The sequence below is a fragment of the Rhizobium sp. 57MFTsu3.2 genome, assembly GCF_012932765.1.
Lineage (GTDB): Bacteria > Pseudomonadota > Alphaproteobacteria > Rhizobiales > Rhizobiaceae > Rhizobium > Rhizobium altiplani.
Genome location: NZ_JDWI01000009.1, coordinates 178,833 through 194,649 on the forward strand (window position 1 = coordinate 178,833; position 15,817 = coordinate 194,649).

13 protein-coding genes and 1 pseudogene are annotated in these 15,817 nt (G+C 60.2%); 4 read left to right on the plus strand and 10 right to left on the minus strand.

All coding sequences use genetic code 11. From position 1 onward, the window contains the following. Nucleotides 1-71: 71 nt before the first annotated feature. The 7 genes and pseudogenes from AF71_RS12670 to AF71_RS12700 form a co-directional block, all read right to left on the minus strand. Nucleotides 72-1,277, minus strand: coding sequence for a DUF930 domain-containing protein (locus tag AF71_RS12670; RefSeq protein ID WP_018116302.1), 1,206 nt, complete (start codon nucleotides 1,275-1,277; stop codon nucleotides 72-74). Nucleotides 1,278-1,439: 162 nt separating this feature from the next. Beyond that, complete coding sequence (locus AF71_RS12675; protein ID WP_018116303.1) at nucleotides 1,440-1,733, minus strand: GYD domain-containing protein; 294 nt, start codon at nucleotides 1,731-1,733, stop codon at nucleotides 1,440-1,442. A 210-nt stretch (nucleotides 1,734-1,943) separates the two neighbouring features. After that, nucleotides 1,944-3,995, minus strand: coding sequence for an RNA polymerase sigma factor RpoD (rpoD, locus tag AF71_RS12680; RefSeq protein WP_007534225.1), 2,052 nt, complete (start codon nucleotides 3,993-3,995; stop codon nucleotides 1,944-1,946). Between the two features lie 126 nt (nucleotides 3,996-4,121). Further along, on the minus strand, nucleotides 4,122-4,397 hold the full coding sequence (locus tag AF71_RS12685; protein ID WP_156828755.1) for a hypothetical protein: 276 nt from the start codon (nucleotides 4,395-4,397) through the stop codon (nucleotides 4,122-4,124). A gap of 56 nt (nucleotides 4,398-4,453) precedes the next feature. Next, nucleotides 4,454-4,800, minus strand: a pseudogene (locus tag AF71_RS12690) (GFA family protein). A gap of 9 nt (nucleotides 4,801-4,809) precedes the next feature. Then, nucleotides 4,810-5,847, minus strand: a complete 1,038-nt coding sequence (gene tdh / locus AF71_RS12695) for an L-threonine 3-dehydrogenase (protein WP_018116225.1) — start codon at nucleotides 5,845-5,847, stop codon at nucleotides 4,810-4,812. 21 nt (nucleotides 5,848-5,868) lie between these two features. Further along, the gene (locus AF71_RS12700; protein ID WP_018857175.1) at nucleotides 5,869-7,056 is read right to left on the minus strand and encodes a glycine C-acetyltransferase; all 1,188 of its coding nucleotides are present in this window, start codon (nucleotides 7,054-7,056) and stop codon (nucleotides 5,869-5,871) included. A gap of 194 nt (nucleotides 7,057-7,250) precedes the next feature. Here AF71_RS12700 and AF71_RS12705 point away from each other — a divergent pair, with 194 nt between their 5' ends. Then, on the plus strand, nucleotides 7,251-8,084 hold the full coding sequence (locus AF71_RS12705; protein WP_018857176.1) for a universal stress protein: 834 nt from the start codon (nucleotides 7,251-7,253) through the stop codon (nucleotides 8,082-8,084). A gap of 102 nt (nucleotides 8,085-8,186) precedes the next feature. On the opposite strand, the gene recQ is transcribed toward AF71_RS12705, so the two are convergent. Beyond that, a complete protein-coding gene (gene recQ, locus AF71_RS12710; RefSeq protein WP_018857177.1) occupies nucleotides 8,187-10,043 on the minus strand; it encodes a DNA helicase RecQ in 1,857 nt (618 codons plus the stop codon). After that, nucleotides 10,040-12,025 carry a DNA primase gene (dnaG, locus tag AF71_RS12715; protein WP_169681521.1) on the minus strand — a complete coding sequence of 662 codons (1,986 nt, stop codon included), beginning with the start codon at nucleotides 12,023-12,025 and terminating at the stop codon, nucleotides 10,040-10,042. The genes recQ and dnaG overlap by 4 nt, the downstream gene beginning before the upstream one ends. A 662-nt stretch (nucleotides 12,026-12,687) precedes the next feature. Here dnaG and AF71_RS12720 point away from each other — a divergent pair. Beyond that, nucleotides 12,688-13,566 carry a hypothetical protein gene (locus tag AF71_RS12720; protein WP_018857179.1) on the plus strand — a complete coding sequence of 293 codons (879 nt, stop codon included), beginning with the start codon at nucleotides 12,688-12,690 and terminating at the stop codon, nucleotides 13,564-13,566. On the opposite strand, the gene AF71_RS12725 is transcribed toward AF71_RS12720, so the two are convergent. Further along, a complete protein-coding gene (locus tag AF71_RS12725; protein ID WP_026371789.1) occupies nucleotides 13,567-14,019 on the minus strand; it encodes a GatB/YqeY domain-containing protein in 453 nt (150 codons plus the stop codon). 273 nt (nucleotides 14,020-14,292) lie between these two features. Here AF71_RS12725 and carA point away from each other — a divergent pair, with 273 nt between their 5' ends. After that, a complete protein-coding gene (carA, locus tag AF71_RS12730; protein ID WP_025659294.1) occupies nucleotides 14,293-15,498 on the plus strand; it encodes a glutamine-hydrolyzing carbamoyl-phosphate synthase small subunit in 1,206 nt (401 codons plus the stop codon). A 98-nt stretch (nucleotides 15,499-15,596) separates the two neighbouring features. Then, on the plus strand, nucleotides 15,597-15,817 hold a 221-nt coding region (locus AF71_RS12735), incomplete at its 3' end, for a transposase (protein ID WP_169681523.1).

Consider the following 15,817-nt stretch of genomic DNA (forward strand, 5'->3'; position numbering starts at 1 on the left):
CTTTCACGCGCCACCGACATGTGGCGATGGGAAAGGGTTAAAGGGACTGTCTTGCGCCGAACTGGTGAACGCTAGTCCATCGGGAAACGGCGGCTCGCCCATTCGCTCCTTGGAACCGGATTGCCGACGGCAAAGCTGAACGATTGGATTTTCGTGGCCCCATCGTCCACCTCGCAACGGAAACTGACATCATACCAGCGGCCCGCAGCCCGAAATGCGCCTTTCCGGACCTGGAGAACGGTGCCCTTTGACAAGCGGTAGGATGGCAGGAGTTCCGGCCGATATGACGGGGAACCATGCATCAGCTGCTGCCGAAGCTCCGTGCCGCAGAGTTGGTCGACACGAACACTCCGCGGCAGATCGCCCATTGCGGTTCTCGCCACTGGATCATTCGTCATATTCTGCGAGAACAATGTCTTCGCCTCCGTCAGCTCGACGGGCTTGTCCGCCTGTGCGGTTGCCGTCGCATCGGGCTTCGTTGCATTGGGCGGTTTGCCCTGCTCAAAGCTGGTCTTGGCCTCGCTTTCGGCGCCGGCGGCTGGACCGTTCTTCTCGGCATGGCTTTCCGCCAGGTCGACCCGCGGCAGGTCGACATCATCAGGGACCGGATTGGCCGGCGGTTCCTTGCTTTCAGGTGTCTTGGCTGCCTCTGTTGTTTGCTCCGGTTTCACCTGATCTTCCTGGGTTTCAGGCTTAGGTTCAGGTGAAGGCTTCGGCGTATCAGACTTTACACCCGCGACGGAAGCATCCCCCTCGGTCGATTTCTCCGGGCCGGTATCCTTGTCGCCAAATTCCGTCACCGGGCGCAGCACCGGCAGCGGCTGCCCCTTGCCAGACTGCTCCTTGGACTTGGCATCCTCTGCAGCTGCTGCTTCCGGTGGCTTTTCCGGCGGTTTCTCTTCCGGCGCCTTTGCCTGCTCCGGCGGCGGAGGCGGTGGTGGCGGAGGCGGCGGCTGCTCGGCCTTCTCTTGCTTCGGCGGTTCCGGCGGCTTCTCGGCCGGCTTTTCCTCCGCCTTCTTCTCCTCGGGTTTCGGCTCCTCTGGCTTGGGCTCTTCCGGCATCTTCAATTCCGGCGGCTTCTCCTCGGGTTTCTTTTCCTCTGGTTTCTTTTCTTCTGGCGGTGGCACGAGGTCGACGCTGACGGTTTCCTCCTCCGGCTGAGGCGCAGGTACGGGCAGCTTCACGAGAAAGAAGCCGACGACGGCAAGGTGCAGCAGAACGGAGGCAAAGATGCCCCAGCCGAATGCTCCCCATTTCTTTCCCGAAGTCTGTTGCATGCCTACGAACGATGCCCTGCGCCACGCTACCGATGTGGCCTTTTAAGAAGGCATCATCAAGCCGTAAAACAAAAAAGCCTCGTGTCACGCAACCGCAACCGTTTTCGCGCGGCACGTCCTCCACATGTTTGCGCGTATTCGCCTCTGCGAGAAGGTCAAGGGCTATCCGAGCGAGCCTATGATCTCGCGATAGGCAGCCTCCGGAAACGCCTTTAAAGTCTTGGTGCGCACATTACCCGCCATCCCAAGCGACAGCCCGAAGCGCGCCATGACAGCATCGTCAGGCGCCTCGCAGACAGCAACCATGTCGTGATCGCCCAAGGTAAGGAAGAAATTCTGGAAGGAGCCGCCCATGTCGCCAAGCAGCTTCTTTGCCGCGTCCAGGCGCTTTGCCGAGTCGCGAACGTTGCGAATTCCCTGATCCGTCCAATTAATAAGCACGATGTAAGTGGTCATTGCACACCTCCCACCGGAGGGTCTTGGCCCTACGCAACAGGCTATGGCGACCTTCGCTCACGCGCTGTGGTCGGTCCTGTCCCCCGTAGTGTCTACCTTACTCCTGTCCCCATGCGACAACAAGAAATGCCACGGCCCGCAAGGGTGCCAGAAAAGCAAAAGCCGGGCACAGGGCCCGGCTCTTGGATGTTTCCAGTCGAAGGTGGAAGCTTAGCTGTCCAGGAAGCTGCGAAGCTTTCTCGAACGGCTCGGGTGCTTCAGCTTGCGCAGCGCCTTCGCTTCGATCTGACGGATACGTTCGCGGGTAACCGAGAACTGCTGACCGACTTCCTCGAGCGTATGGTCGGTGTTCATGCCGATGCCGAAACGCATGCGCAGCACGCGCTCTTCGCGCGGCGTCAGTGATGCCAGAACGCGAGTCGTCGTTTCGCGCAGATTCGCCTGGATGGCGGCGTCGATCGGCAGCAGCGCGTTCTTGTCCTCGATGAAATCGCCGAGGTGTGAATCCTCTTCGTCACCGACAGGGGTTTCGAGCGAGATCGGCTCCTTGGCGATCTTCAGGACCTTGCGGACCTTTTCGAGCGGCATGGCAAGCTTTTCGGCCAGTTCTTCCGGTGTCGGCTCGCGACCGATTTCGTGCAGCATCTGGCGCGACGTGCGGACGATCTTGTTGATCGTTTCGATCATATGCACCGGAATACGGATCGTGCGGGCCTGGTCGGCGATGGAACGGGTGATCGCCTGACGGATCCACCACGTCGCGTAAGTCGAGAACTTGTAGCCGCGGCGGTATTCGAACTTGTCGACCGCCTTCATCAGGCCGATGTTGCCCTCCTGAATGAGGTCGAGGAACTGCAGACCACGGTTCGTGTACTTCTTGGCGATGGAGATGACGAGGCGAAGGTTCGCTTCGACCATTTCCTTCTTGGCGATGCGGGCTTCGCGCTCGCCCTTCTGCACCATGTGCACGATGCGGCGGAATTCCGAGATCGAGATGCCGGTTTCCGTTGCGAGATTCTGGATCTCCTGGCGGATGTCGCGGATCGTCGTGTTTTCGCCCTTGGCGAATTCCTTCCAGCCGCGTGCCGCCAGATTGCCGATCGACTTCATCCAGTTCGGATCGAGTTCGGCGCCCTGATACTGCTCGAGGAACGAGTCGCGCTTGACGCCGTAGGATTCAGCGAGACGCAGCAGGCGGCCTTCGTTCTGAACGAGGCGCTTGTTAATGTCGTAAAGCTGCTCGACGAGGGCGTCGATGCGGTTCTGGTTCAGCGACAGAGACTTGACGGCCTTGATGAGCTCATCCTTGAGCTCCTTGTACCGGCGCTCCTGGGCAGACGACAGCGTGCCGGTGGCAGCGAGCCGCTGCTCGACCTGCTGGTCCTGAAGCTTGCGCAGCTTCTTGTAGGTCTCGGCGATGATGTCGAGCGTTTCCATGACCTGCGGGCGCAGTTCCGCTTCCATAGCGGCGAGCGACAGGTTGGACTCGTCTTCGTCTTCTTCTTCCTCTTCCGGAGGAAGGCCTTCGCCGCCGACATTGGTGATGTCGTCGTCGCCAGAACGGACGCGGCGCGTCTTTTCCTTCTCTTCGGCGGCCTTGCGGTCAGCCTCGATCTTCTCGGGGCTTTGGAACTGCGGTGCAGCCTTGGCTTCCGGGCCGGAATAGGTGGTTTCGAGGTCGATGATCTCGCGAAGCAGCGTCGTGCCTTCGTTGAGCTCATCGCGCCAGATGATCAGCGCCTGGAACGTCAGCGGGCTTTCGCAGAGGCCGCCGATCATGGTTTCGCGGCCGGCCTCGATGCGCTTTGCGATCGCAATTTCGCCTTCGCGCGACAGCAGCTCCACCGAGCCCATTTCGCGCAGATACATGCGAACCGGATCGTCGGTGCGGTCGGTCGGTTCCTTCTTCTTGGCGGTCGCAAGGGCAGTGCCGCCGGAAGGTGCGAGCTCGCCGCCTTCGCTCTCGTCGTCGGAGCCGGAATCATCATCGTCGCCGCCGGCCGTGGCTTCCTCGGCTTCTTCGTCTTCGATGACGTTGATGCCCATGTCCGACAACATCGACATCGTGTCTTCGATCTGCTCGGACGTCACTTCTTCTGACGGCAGGACGGCGTTCAACTCGTCCATCGTTACATAGCCGCGCTTCTTCGCGGCCTTGATCATCTTCTTGACCGCGTCATCGGAAAGATCGAGAAGAGGGCCGTCGGTGCCGCCGTCGCGTTCGACTTCCGCTTCTTCGTTTTCTTTGACCTTGGTTGCCATTTATGTCGTCGCCTTCCTGACGCTATTCAAACTCGTCGCAGTGAACGGCCGCACGCAGCCGATACGCCGCAAACGACCGTCTCGAATCACCTAGTCTCACCTAACGGGATGAGATTTAATGCCTGATTAACCACGATTGCCGGCGCCGGACGACAGAGCTTCATTGTCATCAAATGTCCGGCCATGGTTGTGCGATCCGCCCTTGACCCAGTTCACCGCTTTCCAAGTCGAACGGTGATTCCCACATTTTTTGTTCTCGTCAAGCTTTTCTAGCAAAAAAGCCTCACAAAACCCGGAAAAAGCCTTATCCACAGGCCCGGAACCGCCCAAGCGATTGCCAACCATAAATAGGATGTCACCACGAGAAGACAAGGGCAGCAGGCATTCTTCCTGAACAGCCAAGTCGCCGCCAAGATTCGACGTGCCCGCCGTTTGTTTTGTTCGACCTCCGTCGAAGCTTAATGCGACTGCCCATCCCAGGGCTGGATCTCCAGACTTGCAAGATCAACAGCGGGAATGCAGCGAACGTTGATGCAGGCCATCTCAGCACCGTCAGGCATCTTAGCTTCCGCGAAGGGAGCGATGCCGCAAGTGCCGCAAAAGCGGTGCTGGATCGTGTGGGTATTGAACGTATAGGTGGACAGCTTCTCACGCGGCGTTCTCAGGGTGAACTTGTCGCGGGGAACGAAGGCGAGCAGCCCTCCGCGCCGTCGGCATAGCGAACAATTGCAATCAAGGGCGGAGGTGAACTCCCCTCCACCTCAAATGCGATGTTGCCGCAATGGCAGCTTCCTTCGTACTGCATCGATCCTCCTCAGTTCCAGTCCATAACCACCTTGCCTGAATTGCCCGAGCGCATCGCCTCGAATCCCTCCCGGAACTCATCGATCCCGATCCGGTGCGTGATAACGGGCGACAAATCCAGCCCGCCCTGCACGAAAGCAATCATCTTGTACCAAGTCTCGAACATCTCGCGACCGTAGATGCCCTTCAGGTTAAGCATCTTGAAGATGACTTTGTTCCAGTCGATCTCGAAGCCGGCAGGCGCAATGCCGAGGATCGCGATCTTGCCGCCATTGTTCATCTTGTCGATCATGTCGCGAAAGGCCGGCGCAGCGCCGGACATTTCAAGCCCGACGTCGAAGCCCTCGGTCATTCCGATCGACTTCATCACGTCGGTGAGGTTCTCCTTCGAGGCATCGACGACATAATCGATGCCGAGCTTGCGGGCGAGATCAAGCCGATGCGGGTTGATGTCTGTTATGACCACCTTGCGGGCGCCCGATCGCTTGGCGACCAGCGCCCCCATGATGCCGATCGGGCCCGCGCCGGTGACAAGCACATCCTCGCCGACGAGATCGAAGGAAAGAGCTGTATGCACCGCGTTGCCAAACGGGTCGAAGATCGCGGCGATCTCATCGGAAATATCGTCCGGAATCGGCACCACATTCGCCTCGGGAATGCAGACGAACTCTCCGAACGAGCCGGGGCGGTTGACGCCGACGCCGAGCGTGTTGCGGCAGAGGTGGCCCCTGCCCGCACGACAGTTGCGGCACTTGCCGCAGACGATATGCCCCTCGCCGGAAACACGTTCACCGACATGGTATTTCGTAACCGCCGAGCCGATCTCAGCGATCTCGCCGCAGAATTCATGGCCGACGACCATCGGCACAGGAATGGTCTTCTGCGCCCACTGGTCCCAGTTCCAGATATGGACATCGGTACCGCAGATCGCGGATTTCTTCACCTTGATCAACACGTCGTTCGGTCCGACCTCGGGAACCGGGACATGTTCCATCCAAAGCCCCACCTCCGGCTTCGCCTTGACCAGCGCCTTCATCATGTTCGACATGATCTAACTCTCCCAAACCCTTTAAATGACACCGAGTTCGCGGCCGGCTTCGGCAAAGGCCGCAATCGTCCGCTCGACATCTGCACGTGAATGCGCCGCCGACATCTGCGTGCGGATGCGCGCCTGTCCCTTTGGCACGACAGGGAAGGAGAAGCCGATCACATAGACGCCCTTCTTCAACATGAGCGCCGCCATGTCCTGCGCCAGCTTGGCGTCGCCAAGCATGACAGGAATGATCGGATGCCCCTCGCCCGCCAAGGTGAAGCCGAGCTTCGTCATTTCGGAGCGGAACAGCGCCGCATTGGCTGCCAACCGCTCGCGCAGCGCATCACCGTTCTCGATGAGATCGAAGACCTTGAGCGACGCAGCCGCAATTACCGGTGCCAGCGTGTTCGAGAACAGATAGGGGCGCGACCGCTGCCGCAGCCAGTCGACGATTTCCGCCTTTGCCGAAGTATAGCCGCCGGAGGCACCGCCGAGCGCCTTCCCGAGCGTGCCGGTGATGATGTCGACCCGGCCCTCAACCCCGCAATGCTCGGCTGACCCGCGCCCATGCTTCCCGACGAAGCCGACGGCGTGGCTGTCGTCGACCATGACCATCGCACCATATTTCTCGGCGAGGTCGCAGACGCCCTGCAGGTTGGCAATAATGCCGTCCATCGAGAAGACACCATCAGTAGCGATCAGCTTGAAGCGGCTGCCTTCCGCCTTCTTCAGCTCTTCCTCCAGCGCCGTCATGTCGTTGTTGGCATAGCGGAAGCGCTTCGCCTTGGAGAGACGCACGCCATCGATGATCGAGGCGTGGTTCAGCGCGTCGGAGATGATTGCATCCTCCTCGCCGAGCAGCGTCTCGAAGAGACCGCCATTGGCGTCGAAACAAGAGGAATAGAGGATCGTGTCTTCCATGCCGAGGAAGGAGGAAATGCGGGCCTCGAGCTGTTTGTGCTCTTCCTGTGTACCGCAGATAAAGCGCACCGACGCCATGCCGTAGCCATAGCGGTCGAGCGCCTTCTTCCCCGCTTCGACAAGCTCCTCATTATCAGCGAGCCCGAGATAGTTGTTGGCGCAGAAGTTCAGCACGCGCTCGCCGGAGGCAACGGCAATCTCGCCTGCCTGCTTGGAGGTGATGACGCGCTCGGACTTGTAAAGTCCGGCATCCTTCAGTGCGGCAAGTTCGGTGCGGAGGTAGGAGAGGAATTCCGAGGTCATTGAATGCCCTTCTTGTGATGTTTCCCGATGCCCTGCACTAGCACATAGCCAAGAGCCTGTCTTGCCGTCGTCAACGCCGGATTTCGCCGCCATAGTTCGCCAAAGCATATCCGCGGTACGATTTTGACAGAGATCAATGCAGGTCGGCGCGAAAGGAGTAGAATCAACTTCATCCAACAGAAAGGCGGGTCAAAATGACGATCAAAACCGTTCTAGCTGTTCTCGGCGTCGACCATTGGGCCGACGACCTCAGCAACGCCGTGAAGTTCTGCGAGGGTCACGACGCACATCTGACAGCGCTTGTGATGAGCATGGGTGCCGTGCCCGCGATCGCAACATACCAGGCGATCTCCACAGCGTGGCTCGACGAGCAGCAGCGCGAAATCGAACACCTCGGCGAAGAAGCTGCGGCAGTCAAAGCGGAACTGCGGAACGCCGATCTTTCAAGCGATGTGCAGGAAATCTACACAGAGTTCGCCTGGGTCGATGACGACATCGCCGAACGTTCCCTTTATGCGGACCTGGTTCTTGTCGAGGCTCAGACGGCGCGCAACGAGCCCCTGCGAAAACGCGTTATCGACGGAGCACTCTTTCAATCGCCGACCCCGATTTTGATCAATCCCGCCAAGAGATCGATGACGACGTCTCCGAAGTCGGTATTGCTTGCTTGGGACTCCAGCAACGAAGCCGCCCGTGCGGCGCGGCAATCCCTGGATTTCCTGAAAGCCAGCGACACGGTTCACGTGACACTTATTGATCCGGTCTCTTCAGCAACAGCAAACGGTGAGGAACCTGGAGCCGACATCGCGGCCTATCTTGCGCGGCATGGGATCAATGTCGAAGTTGACCGCGTGCCCAGCGGCGGACGGCGGGTGGACGAGGCATTGAGGCAGCACGCCCTCGATGTCGCGGCAGATCTCATCGTGATGGGTGCCTATAACCACCCACGCCTGCAGCAACGCCTCTTCGGTGGCGTAACACAGTCCATGCTGAAAGACAGCACCGTTCCGATGTTTCTATCTCGGTAAAGTTTGGTAAAACGCGTGGCTCGAGACGGGGGGCTTTGGATCCTAAAGACCTTGAAAGCGTCAGCATGTCATGCCCGATCCAACCGTCACCCTCGGCGCAGCCTAGTCATCGTGACCGAGGATCACATCCAGAAACGCATCACCGTAGCGCTCGAGCTTCGACTGGCCTACCCCCGAGATGTTGAGCATCTCCTTGTGCGTCCGCGGCCGCTCGGTCGCGAAGGCGATGAGTGTCGTATCGGGGAAGACAACATAGGGCGGCACGCCGAGCGAGCGCGCGATCGCCGTCCGCTCCGCGCGCAAGGCTTCGAAGAGCACGCCGTCTCCGCCTGAAAGAACGGAGCGCCGCTCGACCTGCGCCGTTCGTTTCGAACGTCGTTCCGCAACCGGACGATCCTTGCGGAAGAAAACCGGGCGTTCGCGCTTGAAGACGGCGCGGGCCTCCGCCTCGAGCTTCAGGGCGCCGAACGCTTCATTGTCGACGCGGACCAATCCCATCGCAAGCAATTGCCGGAATACCGATTGCCACGTGCGGGCCGGCAGATCATTTCCGGCGCCAAAGACCGGCATTGTCGTGTGGCCGAAGCGTTCAGTCTTCTCGTTGACGTTGCCGAGCAGCACATCCACGACATGCCCGGTGCCGAACCGCTCGCCGGTCCGGTAGATCGCGGCAAGCGCCTTGATGGCTGCCTCCGTCCCGTCCCAGGTCTCGACCGGCTTCAGGCAGGTATCGCAGCCACCGCACTTGCCGGCATGCGCCTCGCCGAAATGCGCAAGGATTGCCTGACGGCGGCACGAGGCGGTTTCGCAGATCGCCAGCAGCGCGTTCAGCTTGGAGCGCTCAACGCGTTTGATCTCGTCGGCCGCACCACCGTCGTCGATCATCCGGCGGCGCTGGATGACGTCGGCCATGCCGTAGGCCATCCAGACTTCGGAAGGCAGGCCGTCGCGCCCGGCGCGGCCCGTCTCCTGGTAGTACGCCTCGACCGAGCCCGGCAGATCGAGATGCGCGACGTAGCGCACATTCGGCTTGTCGATCCCCATGCCGAAGGCGACGGTGGCGACAAGGCAAAGCTCATCCTCTTTCAGAAAGGCATCCTGATTTGCATCGCGAAGCACCCTGTCCATGCCGGCGTGATAGGGAAGCGCCCGAATGCCCTGCCCGTTCAGCCACTCGGCCGTATCCTCGACCTTGGCGCGGGACAGACAGTAGACGATACCGCTGTTGCCTTTGTGTCCGGAAAGAAACCGCAGCAACTGCTGGCGCGGCTGATCGCGCTCGACGATTTCGTAGGAAATGTTCGGGCGATCGAAGCTGGTCGTAAAGACCTGGGCATTGTTCAGCGCCAACCGTTCGACGATATCGTCGCGGGTGTGCGAGTCGGCCGTCGCCGTCAGCGCAATGCGCGGCACACCCGGGTAGTGCTCCGCCAGCTTGCCAAGCTCGCGATACTCGGGGCGGAAGTCATGGCCCCATTGGGAAACACAATGCGCCTCGTCGATCGCGAAGAGCGAGATCCGCGCGTTACCGATCGTGTCGCGGAAGCCATCCATGAGAATGCGCTCCGGCGTCACGTAAAGGAGATCGAGCTTGCCTGCGGCAATCGCGCGACGAACCTCGATGAACTCCTCGCGTGACAGCGCCGAGTTCAGTGCCGCGGCCCTGATGCCGAGCTGCTTCATCGCCTCCACCTGATCGCGCATCAGCGCAATCAGCGGCGAAACGACAATGCCGACACCTTCGCGGCAGAGCGCCGGAATCTGGAAGCAGAGCGATTTGCCGGCCCCCGTCGGAAAGAGAACGACGGCATCGCCGCCGGCGACGACATGCTCCACCACCTGCTGCTGCTTGCCGCGGAAGGCCGGATAGCCATAGACACGGTTAAGAATGCCAAGAGGCGAGCGCTCCGCGCCGAACAGCGCATCGCCGGCAGAAAGTTGCTCTGTAGAATCCCTCAATGGCTAGCCGCTCCCTTGACGCGGCCGGAGAGCACGCCGAATCCATCGATGATCGCTTCCTGGTTCTCTAAGCGAAGCCCCTCGAAATGAACCTCCTGCAATGCGCGCATCAACTGATCGATCACCTCGCCGTTGCCGGCCTCGGTTGCCTCGGCGATCTCGCGTTCGAGCTCGATCTTCTGGAAACGCAGCGCTTTGGCGCGTTTGTGGAAGGCGAGCGCCTGCCGGTAGCCTTCGCGCGCATCCTCCATCGCAGCCTCCGATGTAGCGATCCAAAGGCGGGCATTGCGGATCTGCTGCTCGAGCCCCTGCAGCAATGAGCCGAAGCCTTGCTCTTCCATGCGCTCCAGCAGGTGCTCTCGCGTGAGGTGCGGGCCGGCCACGGCCGCGGCGGCGCCGAGCATGACAGACCAGAGCCGCTGAAGCTCGCGATTGTCGTAGTCGATCGAGGCGATTTCGTCATACTCGTCCTGCATCAAGGCCGGATGATTGATAACTGTCAGCGCCAGAACGCTCTCGCGCAAGGCAGGCGTCTCCTGGTGGCCTCGAACCAGACCGGAGCGGGCGAGCCGATCGGAAATGCCTCCGCCGGAAAGGCGCGGGCCGCGTGGCCCCTCGTTGCCACGGCCACGGGATTGTCCGCCGCCACGATCAAAGCTTCGCCGCTCATTGCCGCGATTCTGGAATTGCGGCTGGAAGAAGCCGTTCAGGCGGTCGCGCATATCCTGCTGGTAGTGACGGCGCACATTCTCATCGGCAATGACACCAACCAGCTGCTTCAACCGCGCTTCGAGCTCGGCCTTCGCTTCAGGCGTCTCGAACTGCCCGGTATTGATCTCACGGCCCCAGATCATCTCTGCCAGCGGCTTGGCCTGGCTCATCACCTTGTCGAAGGGCGCACGGCCTTCGTTGCGCACCAAATCGTCCGGGTCCTTGCCGTCGGGCAACAGGGCAAAGCGCACGGTGCGCCCCGGCTTGATATGCGGAAGCGCCAGATCGGCAGCGCGATTGGCGGCGCGAATGCCGGCGCCGTCGCCATCGAAGCAAAGCACGGGCTGCGGCGTTATCTTCCAGAGGAGTTCAAGCTGGTTCTCGGTCAATGCCGTGCCGAGCGGCGCCACGGCATTCTCGACGCCGGCCTGATGCAGCGCGATCACGTCCATATAGCCTTCGACGGCGATGATCGTGCCCTCGCCGTTCGCACCCTGCGTCGCCCGGCGGGCGCGTGCGAAATTGTAGAGCACATTGCCTTTGTGGAACAGCTCTGTCTCGTTGGAATTGAGATACTTCGCGGGCGCATCCGGCGACATGGCACGCCCCCCGAACGCAATTACCTTCTCGCGAGATGACAGGATCGGGAACATGATGCGGTCGCGGAAGCGATCGTAGGAGACCGGCACCTCGGGACCATGGACCACCAGCCCACATGCTTCGATCTGTTCCTTGGCAATGCCCTTGCCCGCCAGAAACTCCTTGAGTGCGTTTCGGCTATCGGGGGCAAAGCCGAGCCGGAAGGTCTCGATCGTGCGTCCCGTCAGCCCGCGGTCGCGAAGATAAGCCCGCGCCCGCGCGCCGTTTGCCGTCTGCAACTGATCCTGAAAGTACTTGGTCGCAAGCTCCATCACGTCGAGAAGCGAAGTGCGCTCCTTCTCGCGCTTCTCCATAACCGGATCGGCAACCGGCATGGCAACGCCCGCCATGTCGGCGATCTGCTGCACCGCCTCCGGAAAATTCAACCCTTCCAGATCTGTGAGAAAGCGGAAGTGATCGCCGGTGACGCCGCAGCCGAAGCAGTGGTAGCGCCCCTTTCGGTCCTCGCAGTGGAAGCTCGGCGACTTCTCGCCGTGAAACGGGCAGCAGGCCCAATAGTCGCCGCGCGACACGTTGGTCTTGCGCTTGTCCCAGCTCACACGACGGCCAATCACGTCCGAAATCGGCACGCGATCGCGTATCTCGTCGAGAAAGGAATTGGAAAAGCGCATGTGAACCTCTTGATTGGGTCCATATAAGCAGGTTCATACGCAGATGCCACGGCATTTGGGCGAAAGCCGCGCTATTCACAGGACCATTGCCTGCTCAAAATTCTCCCGAAATGAGTGTTCAAAATTGCGTTACCGCCCCTGCGACAGGGGGTGCGACACTGACGGCAATAACCCCACGTTTTGCGTGTATGCAAGCAGGCGTCCCGACCGTCTCAGTTCTTGACTATCGTCAAAAACCGATTTCGGAACAACGGCTTCCGAATTGCTCCGACCGACGAATTTCATGTCGGCGCGCAGTAGCCTCCATCGCGGTTGCCACACCTAAGGCAGCCCCGTCGCCAATCATTATTTTTTTGTAATTTGAATCAGTTGCCGCGTCGCAATAACTTCAATGGGAAAGAAGCGATCCCCAAGCGAGGCACCATCCCTACCCCCGGCGCCGCCTCGCAAGGGTGTCTTTGCGAGTAACCGGTGGCTTGGATCTCGGTCCTGCGTCGCCACCGGAAGCAAAGAGCAAGAAGGCAGGAGCACCCCCAGCTCCTGCCTTCTATAATTTCACCTAAAAGTTTTATCTTCGATGTCTCCATGTCCGCTGTGGGCAGTGGATGGCATTGACAGTTCTCCTTCGATGCCCAATGAAAGTATCCTACCGGGATCATCGAATGCCACATAGAGTTGAGGATTTTTTAGAAAGCGACGCCTTTTTCGTGGCCGTGCTGAACTGCGCCCGCGAAATGCTGACGATCTACCGCGAGAGCCCGCGCATCGCATCGATCTTTGCCGCGCAGCAACGCTGGTTGATGGCCCATGCCGGCTTTGCACTCCACTTCGGCTATCCCGGCGAACCGAAGCTCGGCCTTTATTCGCGCCGTTTCATCGCCTTTGCCGTTGCGAACAAGATTGCGAGCCGCAATACCGCCGCAGCCTTTATCCAGGAAATGCTAGCCTACCGGTTCCTTAGTCCGGTCTTGAGTACCAGCGACAAGCGCACGCGCCTGTTGGAGCCGACGGAAACCGCTCACGAACACTTTTACAGGTGGCTCGCCACCCACCTTTTTATTCTCGACAGTCTTGACGGCGGCAATCGGCTGGACCGGATGAATGCCGACCCCTCGGCCTTCTCGAGGATGCAGCCGCTGATCTCCAAGGGGATTATCGATAGCGATGCCGTGCGCGACCCAGGCGCTACATACAATCTGTTCAACTGGGCAAACTCCGGCGGCCTGATCATGGACTACCTTATGATCAGTATCGACAACTTCGATCGCAACTCGGAACGGGCCCACATCGGCCCCGTGTCGCTCAAGGAAATCCGTGACCAGTTCATGATCTCCAACACGCATTTGAAGCGCCTGCTGACGACGGCATCCGAAATGGGAAGCGTGGGTTGGACACAACCGCCCTATAAGGGCGATACCTGGATTTCGCGCGCGTTTATCATGGAGTATTGGGGTTATCAGGCCGCGAAATTCGCCATTGTCGATGCTGCCGCAGAAGCGGTTCTGGGGCTCGCCGCCAGAAAGACGGCGAGCCTGCGCTGATTAGTTCAGCTGTTCCTTGACGGCGCCGGAGGCCTTGGAGAAATCCATCTGGCCGGCATAGCGCTCCTTCAGGACGGCCATCACCTTGCCCATGTCCTTCGGGCCGGCGGCGCCGATTTCCGCGATGATCGCGGTAATGTTGCTGCGAACCTCCGCATCCGAAAGCTGTTTCGGCAGGAAATCATGGAGCACCGCAATTTCGGCACGCTCTTTAGCGGCCAGTTCGGGGCGCGCGTTTTCTTCGTAGATCTTCGCCGATTCGTCGCGCTGCTTCACCATCTTGGCGAGGATCTGCAGGATTTCGTCGTCGCTCGCTTCTTCCTTGCCGGCGCCACGATTGGCAATATCCCGGTCCTTGATGGCGGCCTGAATCAGGCGAACGGTCGAGAGCCGCTCGGCATTCTTGGACTTCATGGCATCCTTGAGGGCGGCGGCGAGTTGATCGCGCAACATCATAATCACTCCTGTTTGAATGCCGCTTCATAAACCACGCGAATGCATGGGATCAAATAAATTGCGGAAAATGACGGCAGAAAGCGCGAGAAAACCCGCAGAATGTGCGCTACAAAGATTGACCTCGCGCAACAGCGTGGCTATTTACCGCCACCTGCACCAAAATTCGTGATCAGGCCTGAGAGCGCGCGCCTTGCCGCGCGCATATGCTTGCGAACCAAATGGCCGGCCAACGTTGCCCAAGGACGTGTGGCTGCCGGAAACGGGATGAAGATGACCGCGACAGCACCCTGGACAACCGAAAAGCCGACTGCCCTGCTCGTTCTTGCAGACGGTACCGTCATCGAAGGCAAGGGCATCGGCGCGACCGGCAAGGTCCAGGCTGAGGTGGTCTTCAACACGGCGCTGACTGGCTACGAAGAGATTCTGACGGACCCCTCCTATCTCGGCCAGATCGTCACCTTTACCTTCCCGCATATCGGCAACATCGGCACCAACGACGAAGACATCGAGGACCTGACGCCAGCAGCACGCCACGGCGCCGTCGGCGTCATCTTCAAGGCCGATATAACCGATCCGTCCAACTACCGCGCCGTCAAGCACCTCGATGCCTGGCTGAAGGCTCGCGGCATCATCGGCCTCTGCGGTGTCGACACACGCGCGCTGACGGCTTGGATCCGCGAAAACGGCTCGCCGAACGCCGTTATCGCCCATGACCCCAACGGTGTGTTCGACGTTGAGACGCTGAAGGCGGAAGCCAAGGCGTGGAGCGGCCTCGAAGGCCTCGACCTCGCCAAGATCGCTTCGTCAGGCCAAACGTCGCAGTGGGCGCAGACCCCGTGGATCTGGAACGAAGGTTACGGCGAGCTTACCCCAGAAAATGCGACGTATCACGTCGTCTGCCTCGACTACGGCGTCAAGCGCAACATCCTGCGCCTCTTTGCCGGCCTCGACTGCAAGGTCACCGTCATGCCGGCAACGACGAGTGCCGAGGATGTGCTTGCCATGCAGCCCGACGGCATCTTCCTGTCGAACGGCCCGGGCGACCCGGCCGCAACAGGCGAATACGCCGTTCCTGTTATCCAGAAGCTGATCAAGACCGACATCCCGGTCTTCGGCATCTGCCTCGGTCACCAGATGCTCGGCCTCGCGCTCGGCGCCAAGACCGAAAAGATGCACCAGGGCCATCATGGCGCCAACCACCCCGTCAAGGATCACACCACAGGCAAGGTCGAGATCGTCTCGATGAACCACGGCTTCGCGGTCGACACGAAGTCTCTGCCCCATGGCGTTGAAGAGACTCACGTTTCCCTCTTCGACGGCACCAACTGCGGCCTGCGTGTCGCTGGTAAGCCGATCTTCTCGGTGCAGCATCACCCGGAAGCCTCCCCCGGCCCGCAGGACAGCCACTACCTCTTCCGTCGCTTCATCAATCTGGTGCGCGCGAAGAAGGGCGAGGAAGCTCTCGCCGAGCGCTGAGACGGATCCCTTCACGCAATTCGAAAGCCCGCTTCCCAGCGGGCTCAGATTGCTGACAAACCCCTGGCACCGTCTGGGGGTTTGTGATTCATTGGGACATGTTGAAGAAACCTGCCCCCACCCAGACGGCTCTTGAGATGGTGACGCTCGACAGTCTGGTGCCGAAGGATCACCTGCTGCGCAAGATCGACGCGGTGATCGACTTTTCCTTCATCCATGATCGTGTTGCGGGGCTTTATTGCGCCGACAACGGCCGCCCGCCGCTCGATCCGACCTTGATGTTCAAGGCGCTGTTCATTGGCTACCTGTTCGGCATCCG

What these genes read in the sequence shown, in the direction of transcription:
- AF71_RS12670 (WP_018116302.1), bottom strand. Translation starts at nt 1,277, where the DNA reads ATGCAACAGACTTCGGGAAAGAAATGGGGAGCATTCGGCTGGGGCATC.
- AF71_RS12675 (WP_018116303.1), bottom strand. Translation starts at nt 1,733, where the DNA reads ATGACCACTTACATCGTGCTTATTAATTGGACGGATCAGGGAATTCGC.
- rpoD (WP_007534225.1), bottom strand. Translation starts at nt 3,995, where the DNA reads ATGGCAACCAAGGTCAAAGAAAACGAAGAAGCGGAAGTCGAACGCGAC.
- tdh (WP_018116225.1), bottom strand. Translation starts at nt 5,847, where the DNA reads ATGTCGAACATGATGAAGGCGCTGGTCAAGGCGAAGCCGGAGGTGGGG.
- AF71_RS12700 (WP_018857175.1), bottom strand. Translation starts at nt 7,056, where the DNA reads ATGACCTCGGAATTCCTCTCCTACCTCCGCACCGAACTTGCCGCACTG.
- AF71_RS12705 (WP_018857176.1), top strand. Translation starts at nt 7,251, where the DNA reads ATGACGATCAAAACCGTTCTAGCTGTTCTCGGCGTCGACCATTGGGCC.
- dnaG (WP_169681521.1), bottom strand. Translation starts at nt 12,025, where the DNA reads ATGCGCTTTTCCAATTCCTTTCTCGACGAGATACGCGATCGCGTGCCG.
- AF71_RS12720 (WP_018857179.1), top strand. Translation starts at nt 12,688, where the DNA reads ATGCCACATAGAGTTGAGGATTTTTTAGAAAGCGACGCCTTTTTCGTG.
- AF71_RS12725 (WP_026371789.1), bottom strand. Translation starts at nt 14,019, where the DNA reads ATGTTGCGCGATCAACTCGCCGCCGCCCTCAAGGATGCCATGAAGTCC.
- carA (WP_025659294.1), top strand. Translation starts at nt 14,293, where the DNA reads ATGACCGCGACAGCACCCTGGACAACCGAAAAGCCGACTGCCCTGCTC.